The 19,996-nt window shown below is 68.9% G+C and carries 17 protein-coding genes, 1 tRNA gene and 1 pseudogene; 8 read left to right on the top strand and 11 right to left on the bottom strand.

The features are described from left to right. Positions 1 to 368: acyl-CoA thioesterase (locus MZTS_RS20385; RefSeq protein ID WP_192285208.1), on the top strand; the 368-nt coding region annotated here is incomplete at its 5' end. Positions 369 to 539: 171 nt separating this feature from the next. Here MZTS_RS20385 and MZTS_RS20380 read toward each other — a convergent pair. The 3 genes from MZTS_RS20380 to purE all read right to left on the bottom strand — a co-directional run bounded on the left by MZTS_RS20380 (position 540) and on the right by purE (position 3,390). Next, positions 540 to 1,400, bottom strand: coding sequence for a tetratricopeptide repeat protein (locus MZTS_RS20380; protein WP_192285207.1), 861 nt, complete (start codon positions 1,398 to 1,400; stop codon positions 540 to 542). A gap of 335 nt (positions 1,401 to 1,735) precedes the next feature. Further along, entirely contained in the window at positions 1,736 to 2,848 is a 1,113-nt protein-coding gene (locus MZTS_RS20375; RefSeq protein ID WP_192285206.1) for a 5-(carboxyamino)imidazole ribonucleotide synthase, read from the bottom strand. A 17-nt stretch (positions 2,849 to 2,865) separates the two neighbouring features. Continuing rightward, positions 2,866 to 3,390, bottom strand: a complete 525-nt coding sequence (purE, locus tag MZTS_RS20370) for a 5-(carboxyamino)imidazole ribonucleotide mutase (RefSeq protein ID WP_246482207.1) — start codon at positions 3,388 to 3,390, stop codon at positions 2,866 to 2,868. Positions 3,391 to 3,674: 284 nt separating this feature from the next. On the opposite strand from purE, the gene MZTS_RS20365 reads away from it, so the two are divergent. Further along, entirely contained in the window at positions 3,675 to 3,851 is a 177-nt protein-coding gene (locus MZTS_RS20365; RefSeq protein ID WP_192285205.1) for a DUF3606 domain-containing protein, read from the top strand. 113 nt (positions 3,852 to 3,964) lie between these two features. On the opposite strand, the gene MZTS_RS20360 is transcribed toward MZTS_RS20365, so the two are convergent. Beyond that, positions 3,965 to 4,186 carry a YdcH family protein gene (locus MZTS_RS20360; RefSeq protein WP_009863758.1) on the bottom strand — a complete coding sequence of 74 codons (222 nt, stop codon included), beginning with the start codon at positions 4,184 to 4,186 and terminating at the stop codon, positions 3,965 to 3,967. A 250-nt stretch (positions 4,187 to 4,436) separates the two neighbouring features. On the opposite strand from MZTS_RS20360, the gene MZTS_RS20355 reads away from it, so the two are divergent. Together MZTS_RS20355 and MZTS_RS20350 are read left to right on the top strand one after the other, a co-directional pair. Continuing rightward, positions 4,437 to 4,613 carry a YdcH family protein gene (locus MZTS_RS20355; RefSeq protein ID WP_009863757.1) on the top strand — a complete coding sequence of 59 codons (177 nt, stop codon included), beginning with the start codon at positions 4,437 to 4,439 and terminating at the stop codon, positions 4,611 to 4,613. Between the two features lie 205 nt (positions 4,614 to 4,818). Then, the gene (locus MZTS_RS20350) at positions 4,819 to 6,744 is read left to right on the top strand and encodes a propionyl-CoA synthetase (protein ID WP_192285204.1); all 1,926 of its coding nucleotides are present in this window, start codon (positions 4,819 to 4,821) and stop codon (positions 6,742 to 6,744) included. Between the two features lie 130 nt (positions 6,745 to 6,874). Here the strand turns inward: MZTS_RS20350 and MZTS_RS20345 are convergent, their stop codons facing one another. After that, entirely contained in the window at positions 6,875 to 7,534 is a 660-nt protein-coding gene (locus MZTS_RS20345) for a ceramidase domain-containing protein (protein WP_009865703.1), read from the bottom strand. 85 nt (positions 7,535 to 7,619) lie between these two features. Here MZTS_RS20345 and xth point away from each other — a divergent pair, with 85 nt between their 5' ends. Then, positions 7,620 to 8,414 carry an exodeoxyribonuclease III gene (gene xth, locus MZTS_RS20340; RefSeq protein ID WP_192285203.1) on the top strand — a complete coding sequence of 265 codons (795 nt, stop codon included), beginning with the start codon at positions 7,620 to 7,622 and terminating at the stop codon, positions 8,412 to 8,414. Positions 8,415 to 8,518: 104 nt separating this feature from the next. On the opposite strand, the gene MZTS_RS20335 is transcribed toward xth, so the two are convergent. The 4 genes from MZTS_RS20335 to MZTS_RS20320 all read right to left on the bottom strand — a co-directional run bounded on the left by MZTS_RS20335 (position 8,519) and on the right by MZTS_RS20320 (position 13,678). Continuing rightward, positions 8,519 to 9,406, bottom strand: a complete 888-nt coding sequence (locus MZTS_RS20335; protein WP_192285202.1) for a tetratricopeptide repeat protein — start codon at positions 9,404 to 9,406, stop codon at positions 8,519 to 8,521. Next, the gene (gene ilvD / locus MZTS_RS20330; RefSeq protein ID WP_192285201.1) at positions 9,393 to 11,123 is read right to left on the bottom strand and encodes a dihydroxy-acid dehydratase; all 1,731 of its coding nucleotides are present in this window, start codon (positions 11,121 to 11,123) and stop codon (positions 9,393 to 9,395) included. The genes MZTS_RS20335 and ilvD overlap by 14 nt, the downstream gene beginning before the upstream one ends. A 393-nt stretch (positions 11,124 to 11,516) precedes the next feature. Further along, positions 11,517 to 12,299, bottom strand: a complete 783-nt coding sequence (gene eutC, locus MZTS_RS20325) for an ethanolamine ammonia-lyase subunit EutC (RefSeq protein ID WP_192285200.1) — start codon at positions 12,297 to 12,299, stop codon at positions 11,517 to 11,519. After that, positions 12,296 to 13,678: an ethanolamine ammonia-lyase subunit EutB gene (locus MZTS_RS20320; RefSeq protein ID WP_009866782.1), complete on the bottom strand. Its 1,383-nt coding sequence runs from the start codon at positions 13,676 to 13,678 to the stop codon at positions 12,296 to 12,298. Before MZTS_RS20320 ends, eutC begins: the two co-directional genes overlap by 4 nt. A 640-nt stretch (positions 13,679 to 14,318) precedes the next feature. On the opposite strand from MZTS_RS20320, the pseudogene oxlT reads away from it, so the two are divergent. Then, positions 14,319 to 15,619: pseudogene (oxlT, locus tag MZTS_RS20315) on the top strand (oxalate/formate MFS antiporter). Positions 15,620 to 15,725: 106 nt separating this feature from the next. Here oxlT and MZTS_RS20310 read toward each other — a convergent pair. Then, a complete protein-coding gene (locus MZTS_RS20310) occupies positions 15,726 to 15,878 on the bottom strand; it encodes a hypothetical protein (RefSeq protein ID WP_009866847.1) in 153 nt (50 codons plus the stop codon). A gap of 365 nt (positions 15,879 to 16,243) precedes the next feature. After that, a tRNA-Val gene (locus MZTS_RS20305) sits at positions 16,244 to 16,318 on the bottom strand. Between the two features lie 260 nt (positions 16,319 to 16,578). Between MZTS_RS20305 and MZTS_RS20300 the strand changes: the two genes are divergently transcribed. Together MZTS_RS20300 and MZTS_RS20295 are read left to right on the top strand one after the other, a co-directional pair. Then, a complete protein-coding gene (locus MZTS_RS20300; RefSeq protein WP_192285199.1) occupies positions 16,579 to 17,625 on the top strand; it encodes a hypothetical protein in 1,047 nt (348 codons plus the stop codon). Between the two features lie 6 nt (positions 17,626 to 17,631). After that, complete coding sequence (locus MZTS_RS20295; protein WP_192285198.1) at positions 17,632 to 19,794, top strand: glycosyltransferase family 2 protein; 2,163 nt, start codon at positions 17,632 to 17,634, stop codon at positions 19,792 to 19,794. The last annotated feature ends 202 nt before the right edge of the window (positions 19,795 to 19,996 follow it).

Raw genomic sequence — 19,996 nt, 5'->3', positions numbered from 1 at the left:
CGCCGGTGATCCGCACGGTGGCGATGCCCACCGACACCAATCCGGCGGGCGACATCTTCGGCGGCTGGCTGATGGCGCAGATGGACATGGCGGCGGGCAATGTCGCCGCGCGCCGGGCACGGGGGCGCTGCGCCACCATCTCGGCGGAGGCGATGACCTTCCATCGGCCGGTCATCGTCGGCGACGAGGTCACCTTCTATGCCTGGATCGTGAAGATCGGCCACACCTCGATGCGGATTCAGGTCGAGGTCTGGCGGCGGGAGCGGGAGAGCGAGGTCACCATGAAGGTGACGGAGGGGCTGTTCACCTTCGTCGCCATCGGCCCCGACCGCCGGCCGCGGCCGATCCCGGAGGCGGTGGAGGGGTGATGCGCTGCGTGCGGCCCGGCCGGTGCCGTGCCGGCACGGGCCTTCATGCGGGCGGGCGGCATCTTACGTGGAGCGAGACGGCCCCACGCCCCGAGCCGGATGCGGCCCTAGCGCATTGATAGTGGAGCATGTTCTCCTGCGGAACCGGCAACCGCTTCCGCGGAAGGTGCCCTAGAACAGGCCGCCCTGCATGCGGCCGACGCCCTGCTTCGCCACCGCGTTGTTGGGGTCGAGGCGCGCGGCCTGCTGGTAGCTCTCGCTCGCTTCCTTGCGGCGGTTCGCCTTCTCGTAGGCGAGGCCGCGATAGGCCCAGGACGAGGCGTCCTTCGCGTTGACGTTGAGCGCCGCGTTGAAATCCTCGATCGCCTTGTCGTACTGGCCCATGGAGATCAGGCTCTGGCCGCGGGCGGCGTAGGGCGCGGCGACGAAGGGGTTGCGGTCGATGGCGGCGGCGAAATCGCCCACAGCCTCCGCGTTGTGCCCCTGCTTCTGCCGCACGAGGCCGCGGGCGTGATAGGCCTCGGCCGATTCGGGGGCGAGGCGGATCGCGACGTTGAGGTCGTTGAGCGCCCCGTCGAGATCGCCTTGGGCGCGCTCCAGATTCGCCCGGCCGATATAGGCCGCCGAGAAGTTCGGATCGCTGGAGATCGCCTTGGAGAAATCCTGCATCGCCGCGTCGTTGCGGCCGGTCTGGCGATAGGCCAAGGCCCGGTTGTTGTAGGCCGAGGCCGAGCCCGGATCGAGCTGGATCGCCTTCGAGAAGTCGCTGATCGCCTCGCCGAACTGTCCCGCCCGGGCATAGGCCGCGCCGCGGGTGTTGTAGGCGCCCGCATCCGAGGGATTGCGGGAGATCACGTCGCTGAGGGAGGCGATGTTGACGTTGGTCGCGCCCGTGGCGTCGGCCTCCAGCACCGCGAACTGGCGCGGCGCGGTGGCGCTGCCATAGGTCTCGCAGCCACCCAGCGCCGCGGCCGTCAGCGCGACGGCACCGATCAGCCTCGCCTTGCGTCCCTGCAGCGTCATCCCGATCATCCCCACCTTCTCCCGCGCCCGCTTCCCAGGATCTCCATCAGCCGCCCCACGGGGCCGGGATCCTTCATGTCGCGGGCACGCTGCCGCATCACGGTGAATGGGCGCTTAAATGCACCTCACAAAACTCCCGGTCCCCGACGCCTCCTGTCAGGGAGACGGCGAACCGGAGGAGATGCGTGGCGCTTCCACGCACGCCCCGTGCTTTCCGCTGAAACGGTGGGATGTGGCGAAGGTGTGGCCCGTCCCTTCACGGGTTCGTCGGAGGGCCTGAACCGGGTTCGGCTGCGGTTTGCTGTTGCAGCGAAGCGACAGATCGAATGCTCAAGCTTTCGCTGTCAATCGAGCGGCTTCAAACGGGTGACATGACCCATCTTGCGGCCCGGACGGGCCTCGGCCTTGCCGTAGAGATGAAGATGCGCGCCGGGCTCCGCCAGCAGGGCGGGCCAAGCATCGGCCTGGGTGCCGATGAGGTTCTCCATCTCCACCGCCATGCCGCCGGTACGGGCGGTGTCGCCGAGGGGCCAGCCGCAGACGGCGCGCACGGCTTGGGCGAATTGCGAGGTGAGCGCTCCCTCGATGGTCCAGTGGCCGGAATTGTGGACCCGCGGTGCGATCTCGTTGACGACGAGGCGGGCGGCTCCCTCCGGTCCCGCGATCTCGAACAGCTCGACCGCGAACACGCCGACATAGTCGAGCGCCTCGGCGATGGCGCGGGCGATGGCCACGGCCGCATCGCCGGTCGTCCGGGTCAGGCCGGGGGCCGGAACGCGAGTGACGGCGAGGATGTGGTCGCGATGCTCGTTGGCGCAGGGATCGTAGGCGGCGAAGGTCCCGTCCGGCCCCCGGGCGGCAACCACCGAGATCTCGCGCTCGAACGGCACGAAACCTTCCAGGATGCAGGGGGCGCCCTTGAACTCGGCGAGCACCGTGGCCGGGTCGTCGCCCTCGCGGATCATCCGCTGGCCCTTGCCATCATAGCCGAACCGCCGAGTCTTGAGCACGGCGGGACGCCCGAGGGCGGCGAGCGCCGCCTCCAGATCCGCTGCCGAATCGACCGCCCGGTACGGCGCCGTCGGGATGCCGAGGCCGTTCACGAAGTCCTTCTCCGCCAGTCGGTCCTGGGTGGTGAGCAGCGCGGTCGCGCTCGGGCGCAGGGTCGCGTGCTGGGCCAGCACCGCGGCGGTGGCGTGGGGGATGTTCTCGAATTCGTAGGTGACGACGTCGCAGGCCTCGGCGAAGGCGGCGAGCGCGGCCGCGTCGTCGTAGGGCGCCAGGGTATGGGCATGCGCCACATCGAAGGCCGGGCTGTCGGCATCGGGGGCGAAGACATGGACCCGGAGGCCATAATGGGCCGCCGCCAGGGCGATCATGCGGCCGAGCTGGCCGCCGCCGACGATGCCGAGGGTGGCACCGGGCCCGATCTGCGGCGAAGAGGGGAAAGAAACCATAGCGTGTCGTGCCGTTTTCAGGCCTTGGGCGAGTCTTGGGAAGTGTCGGGCCGCTCGGCGACGGAGTCGGATTGGCGGGCGCGCCACGCATCGAGGCGCCCGGCCAGATCCGCGTCGGTCAGCGCCAGGACGGCGGCTGCCAGCAGGGCGGCATTGACGGCCCCGGCTCGTCCGATCGCCAGCGTACCCACCGGGATGCCGGCGGGCATCTGGACGATGGAGAGCAGGCTGTCCTGCCCCGACAAGGCCTTCGACTCGACCGGCACGCCGAAAACCGGCAACGGGGTCATGGCGGCGGCCATGCCCGGCAGGTGCGCCGCCCCGCCCGCGCCGGCGATCACCACCTTGAAGCCCGCCTCCCGCGCGCCCTTGGCGAAGGCGACGAGCCGGTCCGGCGTGCGGTGGGCCGAGACGATGCGCGCGTCGTAGGGGAGGCCGAGCGCCTCCAGCGTCTCGGCGGCGTGGCGCATGGTCGCCCAGTCCGACTGGCTTCCCATGATGATCGCGACCGGGGGCGATCCCGTCATCGTCGTCTGGCCCATTCAAAGGAGCCGGGCCCGAGCCCGGAAAGCAGGCCGAATAACAGGGGCGCCCGCGCCCCGGCAAGGCGGGTGGCCGCGCAGGGGGATACAAAGGGGGGCACAAAGGGGACGCGATCGCGGAAAAAGCGCCTCCCGGGTTCTATCGCCCCGCCGCCACAGGGGTCCTTCCTCTCCGCGCAAAAATCCAGACGATTCCCGTCGTCCTGCCGGGAGCCGAAACGGAAACGCTGCGTTGTGCAGGAAACGGTCCCCCGGCCGGTCCTCATACCTCAAGCGAGCACACCATGTCCTCCGCGGACCAGATCACGCGCGCCCGCACCGCCACCCATATCGACATTCACGACAGCAGCAGCCGCAAACACTGGGCCGACCAGCTTCAGGTCTCGGACGAACGCCTGCGCAAGGCGGTTCGGATGGTCGGCACCCGCGTGTCCAGCGTCTCGGCCTATCTCGCCAAGTAACGGACCCCATTACCTCAAGAGACGGAGCCGATCGCTCAGGCGCCCACCTCGTCGGGATGCCCCTCACATGAACAGGCGCGCCGGGTGGGTGAAAAACCTGCCCGGTGTCGTCGTCAGGCGATGATGTCGGGCGTGATCTGGTCTTCCAGGTGGGTGATGCGGTCGCGCAGAATCAGCTTGCGCTTCTTGAGCCGCTGGAGCTGGAGCTGATCGACGGCCACGCTGAGTTTCAGCGCCTCGATGGCCTCGTCGAGATCCCGGTGCTCCTCCCGGAGTCGACTGAGTTCCCCGGCCGGATCATCAGCCGCGTCGTTGGCAACCTCGTCCGCCATCATCGCTCGAAACACATCACCGGCCCTGACCGCGGGGACCATGCGCCAAGCCCATCGCCGGAGCAAGGCGCGCGGCTGGTTTCTCCCGTCCTGTTCCGTCGTCGGAAGGACGAAGTTAAGCTTGCTCCCGAGGCGAGAAAATTTGAAATCACCTTGTTATCGGACCATCCACTTTGCCGTCGAAGGGCTTAGACAGCGGCCTCATCCTGTGTCAGTCTGGTCGAGTCGGAAACGATGACAGGAGCGACACCTCATGTCCTTGCAGACGCATTTGAGCCAGCTTGCCGCCAAGCACGACGCCCTGGAGCGCGAGCTTCACGACGCGATGCAGTCCCCATCCAGTGACGACCTCCGCATCGCCGAACTCAAGCGTAAGAAACTGCACCTCAAGGACGAGATCGAGCGCCTGCGCGAGGAGACCCTCCACTAGCGGCGTTCCCGGCCGGCGCCGTCTCGGGAGAGGCCGCCGGCTTTCCCTCTTCTCCCGATCGTACCGATGCGTTGCCGCCGCCTGGGACACCAGCGCGGCGGTTTTGTTTCCTCCAGGGCGGACGGTCCGCGCGCACGGGCTGGGAAATCACGCTATCGTCTCCGTGAACAGGCCGGGGCAACCGGCCGAGCGAGGAAGCGCCCGAATGTCCGCCCAAGCCCTTTCCCCAGGCGGCTACGCCGCCATCCATGCCGCCTCCCTCGCCGACAGGGACGGCTTCTGGCTGGCGGCGGCGCAGGCCCTCGACTGGGATGCGGCCCCGACCCGCGCCTTCGACCCGGATCAGGGCGCCTATGGCCGCTGGTTTCCCGATGCGCGGCTGAACGTCTGCCGCAACGCCGTCGACCGGCACGCCGACGGCGCCCGCGCCGACCAGGCCGCGATCATCCATGATTCGCCCGTCACGGGGACGAAGCGCACCATCACCTACCGCGCCCTGCGCGACGAGGTGGCGGTGCTGGCCGGCCTCCTGGCCGATCTCGGCGTCGGCCGGGGCGACCGGGTGGTGATCTACATGCCGATGGTGCCGGAGGCCCTGTTCGGGATGCTGGCCTGCGCGCGGATCGGCGCGATCCATTCGGTGGTGTTCGGGGGCTTTGCCGCCAACGAACTCGCCGCCCGCATCGAGGATGCGGCGCCCAAGGTGATCCTCGCCGCCTCCTGCGGCATCGAACCCACCCGCATCGTCGCCTACAAGCCGCTGCTCGACGCGGCCATCGCCCGCTCGAGCCACAAGCCGGAGGCCTGCCTGATCCTGCAGCGGCCGCAGGCCGAAGCGAGCCTCGTCGAGGGCCGTGACCGGGATTGGGCGGAAACCGTGGAGCGGACCCGCAAAGCGGGGCGCCGGGCCGAGCCCGTCCCGGTGGCGGCGACCGACCCGCTCTACATCCTCTATACCTCCGGCACGACCGGGCGGCCCAAGGGCGTGGTGCGCGACAGCGGCGGCTATTGCGTCGCCCTCACATGGTCGATGGCCAACCTCTACGACGTGAAGCCCGGTGAGGTGTATTTCTGCGCCTCCGACATCGGCTGGGTCGTCGGCCATTCCTACATCGTCTACGCACCGCTGCTGCACGGCTGCACCACGGTGCTCTACGAGGGCAAGCCGGTGGGCACGCCCGATGCCGGCGCCCTCTGGCGCGTCGCCGCCGAGCACGGCGCCGCGACGCTCTTCACCGCCCCGACCGCCCTGCGGGCCATCAAGAAGGAAGACCCGCGGGGCGAAAAGATCGGCGGCTACGACCTCTCGCGGTTCCGCGCCCTGTTCCTGGCCGGCGAGCGGGCCGACCCGGATTCGGTGGCCTGGGCCGAGCGGGTCCTCGACCGCCCGGTGATCGACCATTGGTGGCAGACCGAGACCGGCTGGGCCATCGCCGGCAACCCCCTCGGCATCGAGCGGCTGCCGGTGAAATACGGCTCCACCGCCAAGCCGATGCCGGGCTACGACCTCCACGTCCTCGACGAGGCCGGCAAGCCGGTGCCTCCCGGCACGATGGGCACCATCGCCCTGAAGCTTCCCCTGCCCCCCGGCTGCCTGCCGACCCTCTGGGGCTCGGAGGCGCGTTTCCGCGAGAGCTATCTCACGACCTTCCCCGGCTTCTACGACACTTCGGATGCCGGCGTGGTGGATGAGGACGGCTACGTCACGGTGCTGGGCCGCACCGACGACATCATCAACGTCGCGGGCCATCGCCTCTCCACCGGGGGCATGGAGGCGGTGCTCGCCGCCCACCCGGACGTCGCCGAATGCGCGGTGATCGGCATCCGCGACGCGCTCAAGGGCGAGGCGCCCTGCGGCTTCGTGGTGCTGAAATCCGGTGTCGCCAAGGATGCGGAGACGGTCGAGCGCGAGCTGGTCGCCCGGGTCCGCGACGAGATCGGCCCCGTCGCCGCCTTCAAGCTGGCGCTCACCGTGGGCCGCCTGCCGAAGACGCGCTCGGGCAAGATCCTGCGCGGCACGATGAAGCGCATCGCCGACGGCCAGGATTTCGCGATGCCGCCCACCATCGAGGATCCGGCGGCCCTCGACGAGATCGGCGAGAGCCTGAAGGCACGGGGCATCGGCGGCTGACAGTCAGGTTTCGAAAGGACGAGTCCTTGTCATCGGGTCCGGGGCAGAGCCCTGGTGACGGGATATCGGGGCTCTGCCCCGATATCCCGCCAAAGGGATGATCCCTTTGGAAGCCCGAGCCCGCAGGGAGTCAGGCTTTGAACTCGGCCGCCGCGACGAGCAGGCGGTAGAGCACAGCGGCGTTCAGCACGTGCCAGAGGAAATGCGTGCCGAGCGGCAGGCTCCCGCAGCTGGCGACATCGACCGTGCGGAAGGTCAGCGACACGAGAAAGATCCCGGCGGTGACCAGCACCGAGCGGGCGGTGCCGGGGGCCCGCGGCAGCAGGGCGAGGCCGACGCCGAAGAGGGCGAGGATGGCCGGCACATAGTCGATCGAGCCGTTGGTGAGCCCCGCGACCGAGCGGCCGGTCAAGGTATCGAGGCCCGGTGTCAGCCCGAGACTGAAGGCGGCGAAGGCCAGCGTGACGGCGGTCGCCACCAGGGGCCTGAGGCCGAAGAAGCGGATCATGGCGAGGGCGAAGTAGCCGTAGATGAACACCGCGATCGGGATCACGTCGGCGAGCATCGACCAGCGGTTGGCGAGGGTGTGGAACAGGAACGAGCCGAGCCCGACCACGAACACCACGGCGGCCAGCGCCAGCACCGGGCCGTCGCCACGGGCACGCCGGACCGCGAGCCCGGCGGCCAGCAGGAAGGCGGCGTTCGTCAGCGCATTGACCGGCTCGGCCCAGAAGCCGGCATCGGTGCGTTCGCAATAGGCCCGCACCGGTTCGAACCAGGACGCGTCCATGGATGATCTCTCCTCGCACCCGCCTTGCCAGGGCCGTGCGAAGGCCCGATGACGAAGGCCCCTTCCGGCCGAGCCCCACGCCCCCATGCGGATCACCACTTGGAACGTCAACTCGATCAAGCAGCGGGTCGGCCACCTGCTGGGCTTCCTCGACGAGGCCAAACCCGACGTGGTCTGCCTGCAGGAGCTGAAATGCCAGGACGAGTCCTTCCCCCGCGCCGAGATCGAGGCGGCGGGCTACGCCGTCGAGACGCTGGGGCAGAAGGCCTATAACGGCGTCGCCCTGCTGGTGCGGACGCCGCTTCAGTACACGGAATTGCTGCGCGGCCTGCCCGGCGATGCCGAGGACGGGCAGGCGCGCTACATCGAGGCGCTGGTGCAGGGCGAGGGCGTGGCGCCGGTGCGGATCGCCTCGATCTACCTGCCGAACGGCAACCCGGCGCCGGGCCCGAAATACAGCTACAAGCTCGCCTTCATGGCCCGCCTCCGAACCCATGCCCGGACGCTGATGGCCGACGAGAAGCCCCTCGTGCTCGCGGGTGACTTCAACGTGATCCCCGAACCCGAGGATGCCGCCGACCCATCGGCCTGGACCCAGGACGCCCTGTTTCTGCCCGAGACCCGCCGCGCCTTCCGCGCCCTCCTGGCAGAGGGCTTCACCGATGGCCTGCGCGCCTGCGATCCGAGCGCCGGGCTCTATACCTTCTGGGACTATCAGGCCGGCTGCTGGCCGCGAAACCAAGGCATCCGCATCGATCACCTGCTGCTCTCACCCCAGGCCGCCGACCGCCTCGTCTCGGCCTCGGTGCAGCGGCACCTGCGCGGGTTGGAGAAGCCGTCCGACCACGTGCCGGTGACGGTGGAGCTGAGCGACGGGTGAGCGGCTGTCAGCCCTTCCTACGCCCCAGTCGCGCTTGCCCAATTTGGGCAAGCCGTTGCTGGCCTTGGGCAGATTTGAGATCTGTTGGGGGAGGGTTCTGAAGGCTAGCGCCGCCGGCGGGTCGAACCCGTCGACAGCGACTGCGCCTGCGCCATCGCGTCGGCCCGGTCGGTCTCGCTCGCCGAGGCCCAGGCCTTGTCGTAGAGATCGACGATCCAGGTGTCCGCCGCCCCCTGGGCGCTGGTGCGGGCGATGGCGAGCCAGGTCAGGCCCTTGACCGTCTGGCGCTGGACGCCGGTGCCGTTGACCAGCATGTCGCCGAGCAGCGCCTGGGCCGGGCGGTGGCCCTTCTCGGCGGCGAGGTTGAACCAGCGCGCGGCCTTGCGCGGATCCTGCTCGACACCGGTGCCGTCGAGATAGAGCCGGGCGAGATTGTACTGCGCGTTGGGGTCGCCGAAATACGACGCCGCGTAGTTGAACATGTCGTAGGCACGCTCGGGGTTCGGGCGCACATAGGTGCCCTTGATCCCCTCCAGGAAATAGGTGCCGAGCGCGTTGAAGGCGCTCGCCACCACGCCCGAATTCGGCGTGTCCGGCGAATCGTCGGTGTTGTCGTCGGCGATGCGCGAGAAATATTCGAACGCCTTCAGGTCGTCGTGGGGCACGCCGTCGCCGTCCGCATACATGCGGCCGAGCTTCCACAGCGCCAGGGTCTGGCCCTGGTCGGCGGCGTATTCCAGCGCCCGCACGGCGCCCTGCTTGTCGCCGGCGTTGTAGTCGCGCACGCCCGAGCGCAGGGCGTCGCGGCCCGAGCGATAGCCCTTCTCGGGCACGGGCGTGCGCGCGGCCGCATCGAGGGCGGTGCCGGGATCGACGGCGGCGATCATCAGCGCGAAGCCGAGGAAGCCGGCGAGGAGCCCTGTACGGAGCCGACCCGGATCGGCCCCGGCCGGCCACGCGGGCCGGAGGGGGACAGTCCTAGATATCGGCATAGGTCTGCGTCTCCTTGGCGCCGCCCGGATGGGTGACGGCGCCGTTCACCGCAGGCCCCACGGTCTGCGCATATTTCCAGAGATAGCCGGAGGTCGCGGCGTTGCCCCGCGGCGTCCATTCCGTCCGGCGCTGGGCCAGCTCCGCGTCGGAGAGCGCGACGTCGAGCGTCCCCTTGATCGCATCGAGGGTGATGATGTCGCCGTCGCGGAGGAGGCCGATGGGACCGCCGATGGCGGCCTCGGGGCCGACATGGCCGACGCAGAAGCCGCGGGTCGCGCCGGAGAAGCGCCCGTCGGTGATGAGGGCGACCTTGTCACCCATGCCCTGGCCGTAGAGGGCGGCCGTGGTCGAGAGCATCTCGCGCATGCCGGGGCCCCCCTTCGGGCCCTCGTAGCGGATGACCAGAACGTCGCCGGGTTTGTAGGTGCGGTTCTGCACCGCTTCGAAGCAGGCCTCCTCACCGTCGAAGACGCGGGCCGGGCCGGTGAACACCTGTTTTTCGGCAGGCATGCCGGCGACCTTCACGATGGCGCCCTCGGGGGCGAGGTTGCCCTTGAGGCCGACCACGCCGCCGGTGACGGTGATCGGCTGGTCCGCCGGCCGCACCACGTCCTGATCCGGGTTCCAGGCGACCTTGGCGAGGTTTTCCGCGATCGTCCGGCCGGTCACCGTCAGGCAATCGCCGTGCAGGTAACCGTGGTCGAGCAGCGTCTTCATCAGCAGCGGGATGCCGCCGACCTCGAACATGTCCTTGGCGACGTAGCGCCCGCCGGGCTTGAGATCGGCGATGTAGGGGGTCTTGCGGAAGATCTCGGCGACATCGAACAGGGTGAACTCGATGCCGCATTCATGGGCGATCGCCGGCAGGTGCAGCGCCGCATTGGTCGAGCCGCCGGAGGCCGCCACCGTCGCGGCGGCGTTCTCCAGAGCCTTGCGGGTGACGATGTCGCGCGGGCGGATGTTCTTGGCGATCAGCTCCATCACCTTCTCGCCGGCGGCGGCGCAGAATTGGTCGCGGATCTCGTAAGGGGCGGGCGCGCCGGCCGAATAGGGCAGCGCGAGGCCGATCGCCTCGGAGACCGTGGCCATGGTGTTGGCGGTGAACTGCGCGCCGCAGGCGCCGGCCGAGGGGCAGGCGACCCGCTCCAGCTCGTCGAGGTCGTCGAGGCTCATGTCGCCGACGGCGACCTTGCCGACCGCCTCGAACAGATCCTGCACGGTTACCGGCCGGCCCCGGAACGAGCCGGGCAGGATCGAGCCGCCATAGATGAAGATCGACGGCACGTTGAGGCGCACCATGGCCATCATCATGCCGGGCAGGGACTTGTCGCAGCCGGCCAGCCCCACGAGGGCGTCGTAGGAATGGCCGCGGATGGTGAGCTCCACCGAATCGGCGATGACCTCGCGGGACGGCAGCGAGGCGCGCATGCCGCTGTGCCCCATGGCGATGCCGTCGGTGACGGTGATGGTGCAGAACTCGCGCGGGGTGCCGTGGGCGGCGGCGACGCCCTTCTTCACGGCCTGGGCCTGGCGCATCAGCGAGATGTTGCAGGGCGCGGCCTCGTTCCAGCAGGAGGCGACGCCCACCAGCGGCTGGTGGATCTGCTCGGTGGTCAGGCCCATGGCGTAGAGGTACGAGCGGTGGGGCGCGCGCTCGGGCCCTTCCGTCACGTGCCGGCTCGGCAGCTTCGACTTGTCGGTCTGACGCGCGTCCATCGCTGATCTCGGCCCCGGTCCCGTTACGCCCTCGAGGCCCGCTCGGGCCTGTCACGGCCTCCCGCGAAAAACGTCCTTCGACGTCCTCGAAACTCTGCGGTAAGGCGTTGGAGCGACAGCATTTACCGCGACCCTGGAAGTCGTCTCGGTTTATGGTCGGATTGCGGCGCTCGAAGGCACAGCTCAAGGCAAAGTCAGGTTGCTTTCGCGGTGTGTCGAGGCCGCAACAGCTCAGCTTACGAGGGCTTCCGAGGGACTTTGCCGGATCAACGCAATCTCACCCGCGCGCGGTCCCGCGCGAGGGCGTTTTTGTTCTGCGGACTGGACTGGATCGGCGCCCGGATCCGAAGGTTCCGCGTCGCCGACGACAGTCTTGTGAGCCGGCTTGCGCCTTCACGGGGCGCCGATTGCAGCATCGGGCTTGGCGGACTCGATCAACCGGTCGCTCTCGTCCTTGAGAGCGACGCCGGTCAAGCCGCGCGAGAAGGCTTGGGTGAGCAGCCAATTCAATTTGAAGGCCGCGAGGTCGAAGCTCAGCCCGGCCGGGCGGACATTCGAGATGCAGTTTCGTTCCGCATCGGAGCGCCCCGGCTTCGGATCGAAGGTGACGTAGAGGCCGAGACTGTCGGGGGAGGACAGGCCGGGGCGCTCACCGATCAGCACCACCACCGCCCGGGCCTTCAAAGCGGCCCCGGCGGCATCGCCCAGGGCGACGCGAGCCTGGCTCGCGATCACCACAGGGGCGAGGCGCCAGCCGGCCTTGTCGGCGTAGGGTTTGAAGGCGGCCAGCATCGCGGCGGCCCCCTCGTGAACCGCCCGCGCGGAGAGCCCATCGGCCACCACCAGGGCGAGGTCGACGGGCTCGCCCGCCGCCTCGGACAGCGCCTTCAGGCTCGCGGGCGAGAGGCGGCGCCCGTAATCGGGGCGGCGCAGATAGGTCGCCCGATCCTCCGCCCCCGACGTCACCGTGACGGTGGCGTAGCCCAGGGCCGCGATGGCGGCGGCGATCTCGGCGGCCTCCATCGGCGTGTGGACGGCGTCGCGCGCCTGGGCATGGGCGAGGCCGAATTTCAGCACCTCGCGGGTCGGCAGGCCCGCCCCGGCGCGGCCGAGGCCGATCCGGGCGGGAGTGAGGCGGGCGAGGCGCTGCCAGAGGTCGTCGGACGGGGCGCTCATGCGGCGAGGTCCGGCACGGCGGTGAGCAGGCGGGCCTCGGCCCCGCCGGGCAGGAGCGTGCCGTCGGCGTCGGTGAGGCCGATGCGGGCGAGCCATTCCTCGAATTCGGGCGCCCGCCTGAGCCCCAGGACCTCGCGGATGTAGAGCTGGTCGTGAAACGAGGTGGACTGATAGTTCAGCATCACGTCGTCGGCACCGGGAATGCCCATCACATAGGTGCAGCCGGCCGCCCCCAGCAGGGTCAGGAGCGTATCCATGTCGTCCTGATCGGCCTCGGCATGGTTGGTGTAGCAGACATCGACGCCGAGCGGCACGCCCATCAGCTTGCCGCAGAAATGGTCCTCCAGCCCGGCGCGGATGATCTCCTTGCCATCGTAGAGGTATTCCGGCCCGATGAAGCCGACGACGGTGTTGACCAGGAGCGGCCGGTAGCGCCGCGCCACGGCGTAGGCGCGGGCTTCGAGGGTCTGCTGGTCGATGCCGTGATGCGCGTCCGCCGAGAGGGCGGAGCCCTGGCCGGTCTCGAAATACATCACGTTGTCGCCGAGGGTGCCGCGCTTGAGGGCGAGCGCCGCCTCGTGTGCCTCCTGAAGGATCGGCAGCGTGACGCCGAAGCTCGCATTGGCCCGCTCGGTGCCGGCGATCGACTGGAACACGAGATCCACCGGCAGGCCGCGATTCATCGCGTCCAGCGTGGTGGTGACGTGGGTGAGCACGCAGGATTGGGTCGGGATCTCCAGCCGTCCGATGATGCTGTCGAACAGGGTCAGCAGGCTGCCCATGGTCTGGATCGAATCGGATACCGGATTGATGCCGATCACCGCGTCGCCGCAGCCATAGGAGAGGCCGTCGAGGATCGAGGCGGTGACGCCCGCGAGGTCGTCGGTCGGGTGATTGGGCTGGAGCCGCACCGCCAGGGTGCCGGGCAGGCCGATGGTGTTGCGGAACTTGGTGACGACGCGAGCCTTCCGGGCGACCAGAATCAGATCCTGGTTGCGCATGATCTTGGACACCGCCGCGGCGATCTCCGGCGTCACGCCGGGGGCGATCCGGGCGAGCGTCTCGGAGGAGGCGGTGAGCAGGAACTCGCGAAAATCCCCGACGGTGAGATGGGCAATCTCGGCGAAGGCCGCCTCGTCGTGATCGTCGAGGATCAGACGGGTGACGTCGTCCTCCTCATACGGAATCAGCGGACGCGCCAGGATCTCCTTCAGGGGTACCTCGGCCAGGCACCAGCGGGCGGCCATGTTCTCTTCGGCGGATTCGGCGGCGATGCCGGCGAGACAATCACCGGAGCGAATCGGCGTCGCCTTGGCCATCAGCATCGCCAGATCGGCGAAGACATGCGTGCGGGGGCCGACGGTATGGCGGTAGGGCATCGGGCAAGTTCCGTGAACTGGTTCCTCGGCCTCGACCGACAGAATGCAAGGATCACGCGCTCTGTCGAGGCGCATTCGGGAGCCGGACCGGCGAAGGGTCGCTCACAGGCGATGTTTCGCAGGTCTGCAAGGGCGGCCGGAAGCAAGAACGACGCCCATTCGGCAGGTCCGTTGCGGAGAGCGAGCGTCTCCGCCGGCTCCCGGGAGAGGCGACGGATGCAAAGCCCGCTTTTCGGGAACAGGCTCGGTCGGCTCGACCCTGGAGGCGAAGCGATTTCGGCGGCGAAAATCTGAGGGCAGCCGTCGATTTGCGGGGGTTCCGAATTTTATCCGGCCCCCTTCCATCACTTTCGTGCCAGATTGCGCATTATTTCGCTTGCCTGCATGGCTGGCATACCAAATAATGCATACCACTGCCTGGGATGAAAACGTGCTGTCGAAATCCAGCGGGCAGGGGAAGGAAACGCAAGCACCGCACTGACGCCGTCTCACGCTGGTGGCCTCCGCGAATCGAGGCGGATCGCGCGGGCCACCGGGCCGAGCCAAGTTTCATCTGAGCCAAGTTTATCGAGGCAAGTCTTCCGGTCGGTGCGGGCCAGTCACTGCAGGTCAGTTGGTGTAGGAACGAGGGAGCATATTCATGGCAGCGACGTCTATCGCCCCAGATCGGCCCGTACCGTCATCGAATCGATGGCTACAAATCGTCCTCGGCGTCGTTTGCATGGTGGCTGCGGCCAACATCCAGTACGCCTGGACCCTGTTCGTCCCTGAAATCCAGAAGACCTTCGGCTGGGATCGCGCCGCGATCCAGGTCGCCTTCACCATCTTCGTCGTGGTCCAGACCTGGCTGACGCCGATCGAAGGCCACTTCATCGACAAGTACGGCCCGAGCCGTGTCGTCATGTTCGGCGGCCTGATGACGGGGGCGGCCTGGGTGACGAATTCCTATGCAACGACGATCTGGGGCTTCTATCTCGGCTCCGTCCTCGGCGGCATCGGCGTCGGCTGCGTCTACGCCACCTGCATCAACAACGCCCTCAAGTGGTTCCCGGACAAGCGCGGCCTCGCGGTCGGCCTGACCGCCGGCGGCTACGGCGCGGGCTCGGCGCTGACGATCATCCCGATCGCCAAGATGATCGATGCCGGCAGCTACGCCCAGGCCTTCTTCACCTTCGGCCTGATCCAGGGATCGGTCATCATCCTCGCCGCCCTGTTCATGCGCGGCCCGGGCAAGGGTGAGGTGAAGTATTCCGACAAGGTGCTGCAGACCCGCCGCGACTACACCCTCGGCGAGGCGCTCTCGACGCCGGTCTTCTGGGTGATGCTGGTGATGTTCACCTGCACGGTCACCGGCGGCCTGATGGCGGTGGCTCAGCTCGGCGTGATCGCCCAGGATCTCGGCGTGAAGCACTTCCAGGTGAACCTGTACTTCTTCACCATGGCGGCCCTGCCCTTCGCCCTGATGCTCGACCGCGTCATGAACGGCATCTCGCGCCCGCTCTTCGGCTGGGTCTCGGACCGGATCGGCCGCGAGAAGACGATGTTCATCGCCTTCGCGATGGAGGGCATCGGCATCGTGGCGCTCGGCTACTTCGGCTCGAACCCCTGGGCCTTCGTCATCCTCTCGGGCGTCGTGTTCCTGGCCTGGGGTGAAGTCTACTCGCTGTTCAGCGCCACCGCCGCCGACACCTTCGGCTCGAAGCATATCGGCAAGATCTACGGCGTGCTCTACTGCGCCAAGGGTCTGGCGGCCCTGTGTTCGTCCCGGTGGGCAACCTGATCATGCAGGCCACCGGCACCTGGGCGACGGTTCTCTACACGGTCGCGGCGCTCGATCTGGTCGCCGCCACCCTCGCCATCGCCGTGCTGCGGCCGATGCTGAAGCAGCACCACCTCGCCAACAACGCGGCGGTGCCGAACGCGGCTCTGGCCCACGCCTGATCCGACGCCCCAAGCCGCGAAGCCTCTGCTTCGCGGCGACGAGAAGCCCCGCCGGATCCGGCGGGGCTTTTTCGTTGTCGGCCCAGGCGTTTCGGCGGTGGACTGGTTACGCGGCGAACTTGGCGCCGTAGGCGTAGCGCGCCTCGGCCGCCTCGCGGGCGCCGTGGGTCGAGGACGTCTCGGGGGTCAGGGTATCGGCCAGGTAGACGACGAGGGCGATGTTGGCGGAGGCGATGGCGAGGAGGGCGAGAGCGATCATGGGAGGCGGCCCCGTGTTGTGCGTGCTGTGATGAGCCTCATATGCCAGCGCCCACGCCGATCTGGTATGCCAGATACCAAATTCCAGCTATGCGAAACATGCATAACCAAGCCGGCCCAGCTTTCGCAAAGCCCCACAAAAGCATGGCAGGCACAGCAATTGTTCGATTGGCTTCGGCGGACGGCGCGGCCGAACGAGCCGGTGTGAAGAGTCGGGCCGCTGGAAGGATCGCCCGCTGATCAGGGCTCCGGCCCGGCCCTCAATGAGGCTACGGAGCCTGGGAGAACGACACGACAACCCGTAGGCAAAGAAAAAGGCCCCGTTTCCGGAGCCTCGGTCTTTTCGATCCATCCCGTGTGATGGGATGGTGGGCGCGACAGGGATCGAACCTGTGACCCCTACCATGTCAAGGTAGTGCTCTCCCGCTGAGCTACGCGCCCCGGCAGGCGTTCCGGGCTGGCCCGTCGTCCTGCGATGGCGCGGCTATAGCCGGAGCTGGCGGGCTCCGCAAGCGAGGCTTTCCCGAAATCTGATGCCGGCTGCGAAAATTTCGGCGACGCCCCCGCCGACCCGGCCCGTTGCGCGCGGATGCAAAAAATCGGCTAAGAGTGCCCCGCGGTCGCGGGGGCGGCCCCGTCCGCAGCGCGGCAGGGGCGCCCGCCGGGAGCCGGATCGGGCAGGCCGAGGGCGGCGAGCGAGGATGCGGTTTCTACTTTCGTCCGACGAGGGCGACGTGATCAGGGGCTGGGTGGTTCCGGACAACCCGCTGGCGATCAGCCGGGTCTCCGTCGCCATCGAGGGGCGGCGGGTGGCGGAGGTCTCGGCCATCCACACCGACCCGACCTTCATCCATCTGGGCTGGCACTCCACCGGACAGTGCCATTTCGAGATCCGCGACTCCGACGTGCCGGGGCTCGCCGGGATCGAACGGCTCGAGATCTACGACGTCGACACCAACGTGATGATCTACCGGCGGGTGCCGCGAGACGGCCTCACCGACAAGAAGGCCATCCTGCTCAACGGGCATATCCGCCCGGAGACGGTGATCCAGACCGCCCTGTTTCCCTATTTTCGGCAATCGTATTTCGGGATCGGCCGGTTTCCGGACGAGATCCTGCGGGCGATGTTCGACACCGTGACGCTCGATTCCTGCCTGATGGCTGGGTCGATCATCTTCCCGCGCTACGAGGGGCATTTCGTCCAGAGCGGCGCGCTCACCATGCTGCTCGTCCACGATCCCTTCGTGGAGTTGGCGAGCCGCCTGTTCTGGCTGCGGGAGCGGGCGAGCATCGCCGCCAATCCCGAGCAGCATTGGCGCCTGGGCAACCTCGTCGAGGCCGCGGCCTTCACGCTCGATTACGACTTCACCGACGTGAAGAGCCTGAAGAAGCTGTTCCGGATGATGCCGGAGCCGGCCTATCACCTGCTCTACAACCCCCTGACGCGCCAGCTCAGCACCCATGTGCCCGAGGACCGGCTGATGCCGGGCAGCTCGATCATCGCCGTCGAGGTTCTGTCGCGCATCGATGTCGTCGGCCACCGCGACTACTTCGAGGCCTTCATGGCCTCGGCCTTCCACCATCTCGGGGTCGAGGCTCCGCTGCCCCTGCCCCTGCCGATCCCCAACGAGACTCTGGCCCTGGCCGAATTGCTGCGCAGCATGAAATTCGCCCGCGACATGGTCGTCTACGACACGGTGCTGAGCGATGCCGTCCGCGCCTCCGTGTCGAAGAGCTGGGAGGCCTGAGGCGCGATGGCGGAGCGGGCCGGACCGGGCGCGCGGCTGAAGGCCCGGCCCGAACGGGCGCTCCCGGTGACGGGGGCGGATGGCAGCGACCTGCGCATCGACCTGTCGGGCGCCGGGCTCGGCGGCGCCTGGGTCGGCCTGACCTGGCGCGATCCCGGCAGCGGCGGCATCGCCCGCGCCCTGCTGAGCGCCCTGTCGGAGAACGGCGAGAGCGTGGCCCTGGCCGAGGAGCCCCTGGGCGAGGACGCCTTCGCCTGGACCGGCCGGCTGCCGCCGGACGTCGTGGCCCTGCGCCTGACGGCGCTGTCGCGGACCGATCCCTTCGTCCTGCGGGATCTCGTGATCCGCCGCCGTGGGCGGATCGGGATCGTGGCGCGGGCGGGCTGTCGCCAGCCCGGCCTGACCGTGCAGGCGGTCGGCTGGCGCCTCCTCGGCCTGAAGGTGCGCGCCCGCGGGCTGATCGCGCGGGCGCTCGCCCACCGGTCCGAGACCGGCTACGCCGCCTGGATCGCCCGCTTCGACCGCCTGTCCAAGGCCGAGCGCGCGCGCATCCGGGCCGAGATCGCCGGCTGGGCAGAGGCTCCGACGATCTCCGTGCTGATGCCGGTCCACAATCCCGATCCGAGGGTGCTGGAGGCGGCGATCCGCTCGGTGCGCGGCCAGCTCTACCCGGCCTGGGAGCTCTGCATCGCCGACGACGCCTCGACCGATCCGCGGATCCCGAAGCTGATCGCCCGGCACGCGGCGCAGGAGCCCCGCATCCGCACCCTGCGCCGGCCGGAAAACGGGCATATCGCCCGGGCCACCAACGACGCCCTGTCCCTGGCGGGGGGCACCTTCGCGGCCTTTCTCGACCATGACGACCTTCTCTCGGAGAACGCCCTGTACGAAGTGGCGCGAGCCCTGCGCGCCGACCCGGACCTGGAGCTGATCTACAGCGACGAGGACAAGGTCGACGCGCGCGGCCGCCGCTTCGAGCCGCATTTCAAGTCGGGCTACGACCGCGAGCTGCTCTGGGCCCAGAACTACGTGAACCATCTCTGCGTGGTCCGCACGCGGACCCTGCGCCGGCTCGGCGGCCTGCGCCCCGGCTTCGAGGGCAGCCAGGACCACGACCTGCTGCTGCGGCTGACCGAAGGTCTCGACGAAACCCGCGTGCGCCACATCCCGAAGGTGCTCTACCATTGGCGGGCGGCGGCCGGCTCCGGCACCTTCTCCGACCGGGCGCTGGCCCGGGCCGAGGAGGCCCGGCTGCGGGCGCTCGCCGAGGTCGCGGAGCGGCGCGGCGCGCGGGCGGAGCGCGGGCCGGAGGGCTTCAACCGGCTGGTGCGGCCCCTGCCGGAGCCGGCGCCCCTCGTCTCTGTCGTCATCCCGACCCGCGACCGGGCGGAATTGCTGGCGGTCGTTTTGGACGGATTGTTCGCCCGCACCCACTATCCGGCCCTGGAGGTGATCGTCGTCGATAACGGCAGCACGGAGCCGGCGACGCAGGATCTGTTCACCCGCTACGCCGGAGAACCGCGCCTGCGGATCCTGCCGGCGCCGGGGCCGTTCAATTTCTCGGACCTGTCCAACCGGGGCGCGGCCGCCGCGCGGGGGGCGATCCTCCTGTTCCTCAACAACGACATCGAGGTGCTGGAGCCCGGCTGGCTCACCGAACTCGCCTCCATCGCCAGCGAGCCGGAGATCGGTGCCGTCGGCGCGAAGCTCCTCTATCCCGACGGCACGATCCAGCATGGGGGGATCGTGCTCGGGATCGGCGGGATCGCCGGCCACAGCCATCTCGGCCTGCCCGGCGGCGCGCCCGGCTATTTCGCGCGCATGGTGCTGTCGCAGGAGGTCTCGGCGGTGACCGGCGCCTGCCTCGCGATGCGGGCGGAGGTGTTCGCGCAGGTCGGCGGGTTCGACGCGGCCGATCTGGCCGTCGCCTTCAACGACGTCGATCTCTGCCTGCGGGTCCGCGCGGCGGGCTACCGCATCGTCTGGACGCCGCATGCTCGCCTCGTCCACCACGAATCGAAGAGCCGGGGCGCGGAGGACACGCCGGAGAAGCGGGCGCGCTTCGAGGCCGAATCGCGGGTGATGCGTGAGCGCTGGGAGCCGGTGCTGCGGACCGACCCCTATTACAACCCCAACTTGTCCCGCGCCGCGGCGCATTACCGGCTCTGATCGCCTCCGCTCCGCCGCCATGGCAGTTTGCGCCGGCCGCGAACCGGGCTACAGACCGCACTGCAGCAAAGGCGTGACGAACCGGCGGTCCCGACGGAGGCATCGATGCGGATCACGATGATTGGGGCGGGCTATGTCGGCCTGGGGGCGTGGTCCTTTTACCAATTTGACCGCTGCCGACGAATATAGAGGGGTAATGTTA

Origin of the sequence: Methylorubrum zatmanii, from assembly GCF_014845115.1 — a bacterium.
Taxonomy (GTDB): Bacteria; Pseudomonadota; Alphaproteobacteria; order Rhizobiales; family Beijerinckiaceae; genus Methylobacterium; species Methylobacterium zatmanii.
This window is presented reverse-complemented; position numbering and strand designations above follow the sequence as displayed.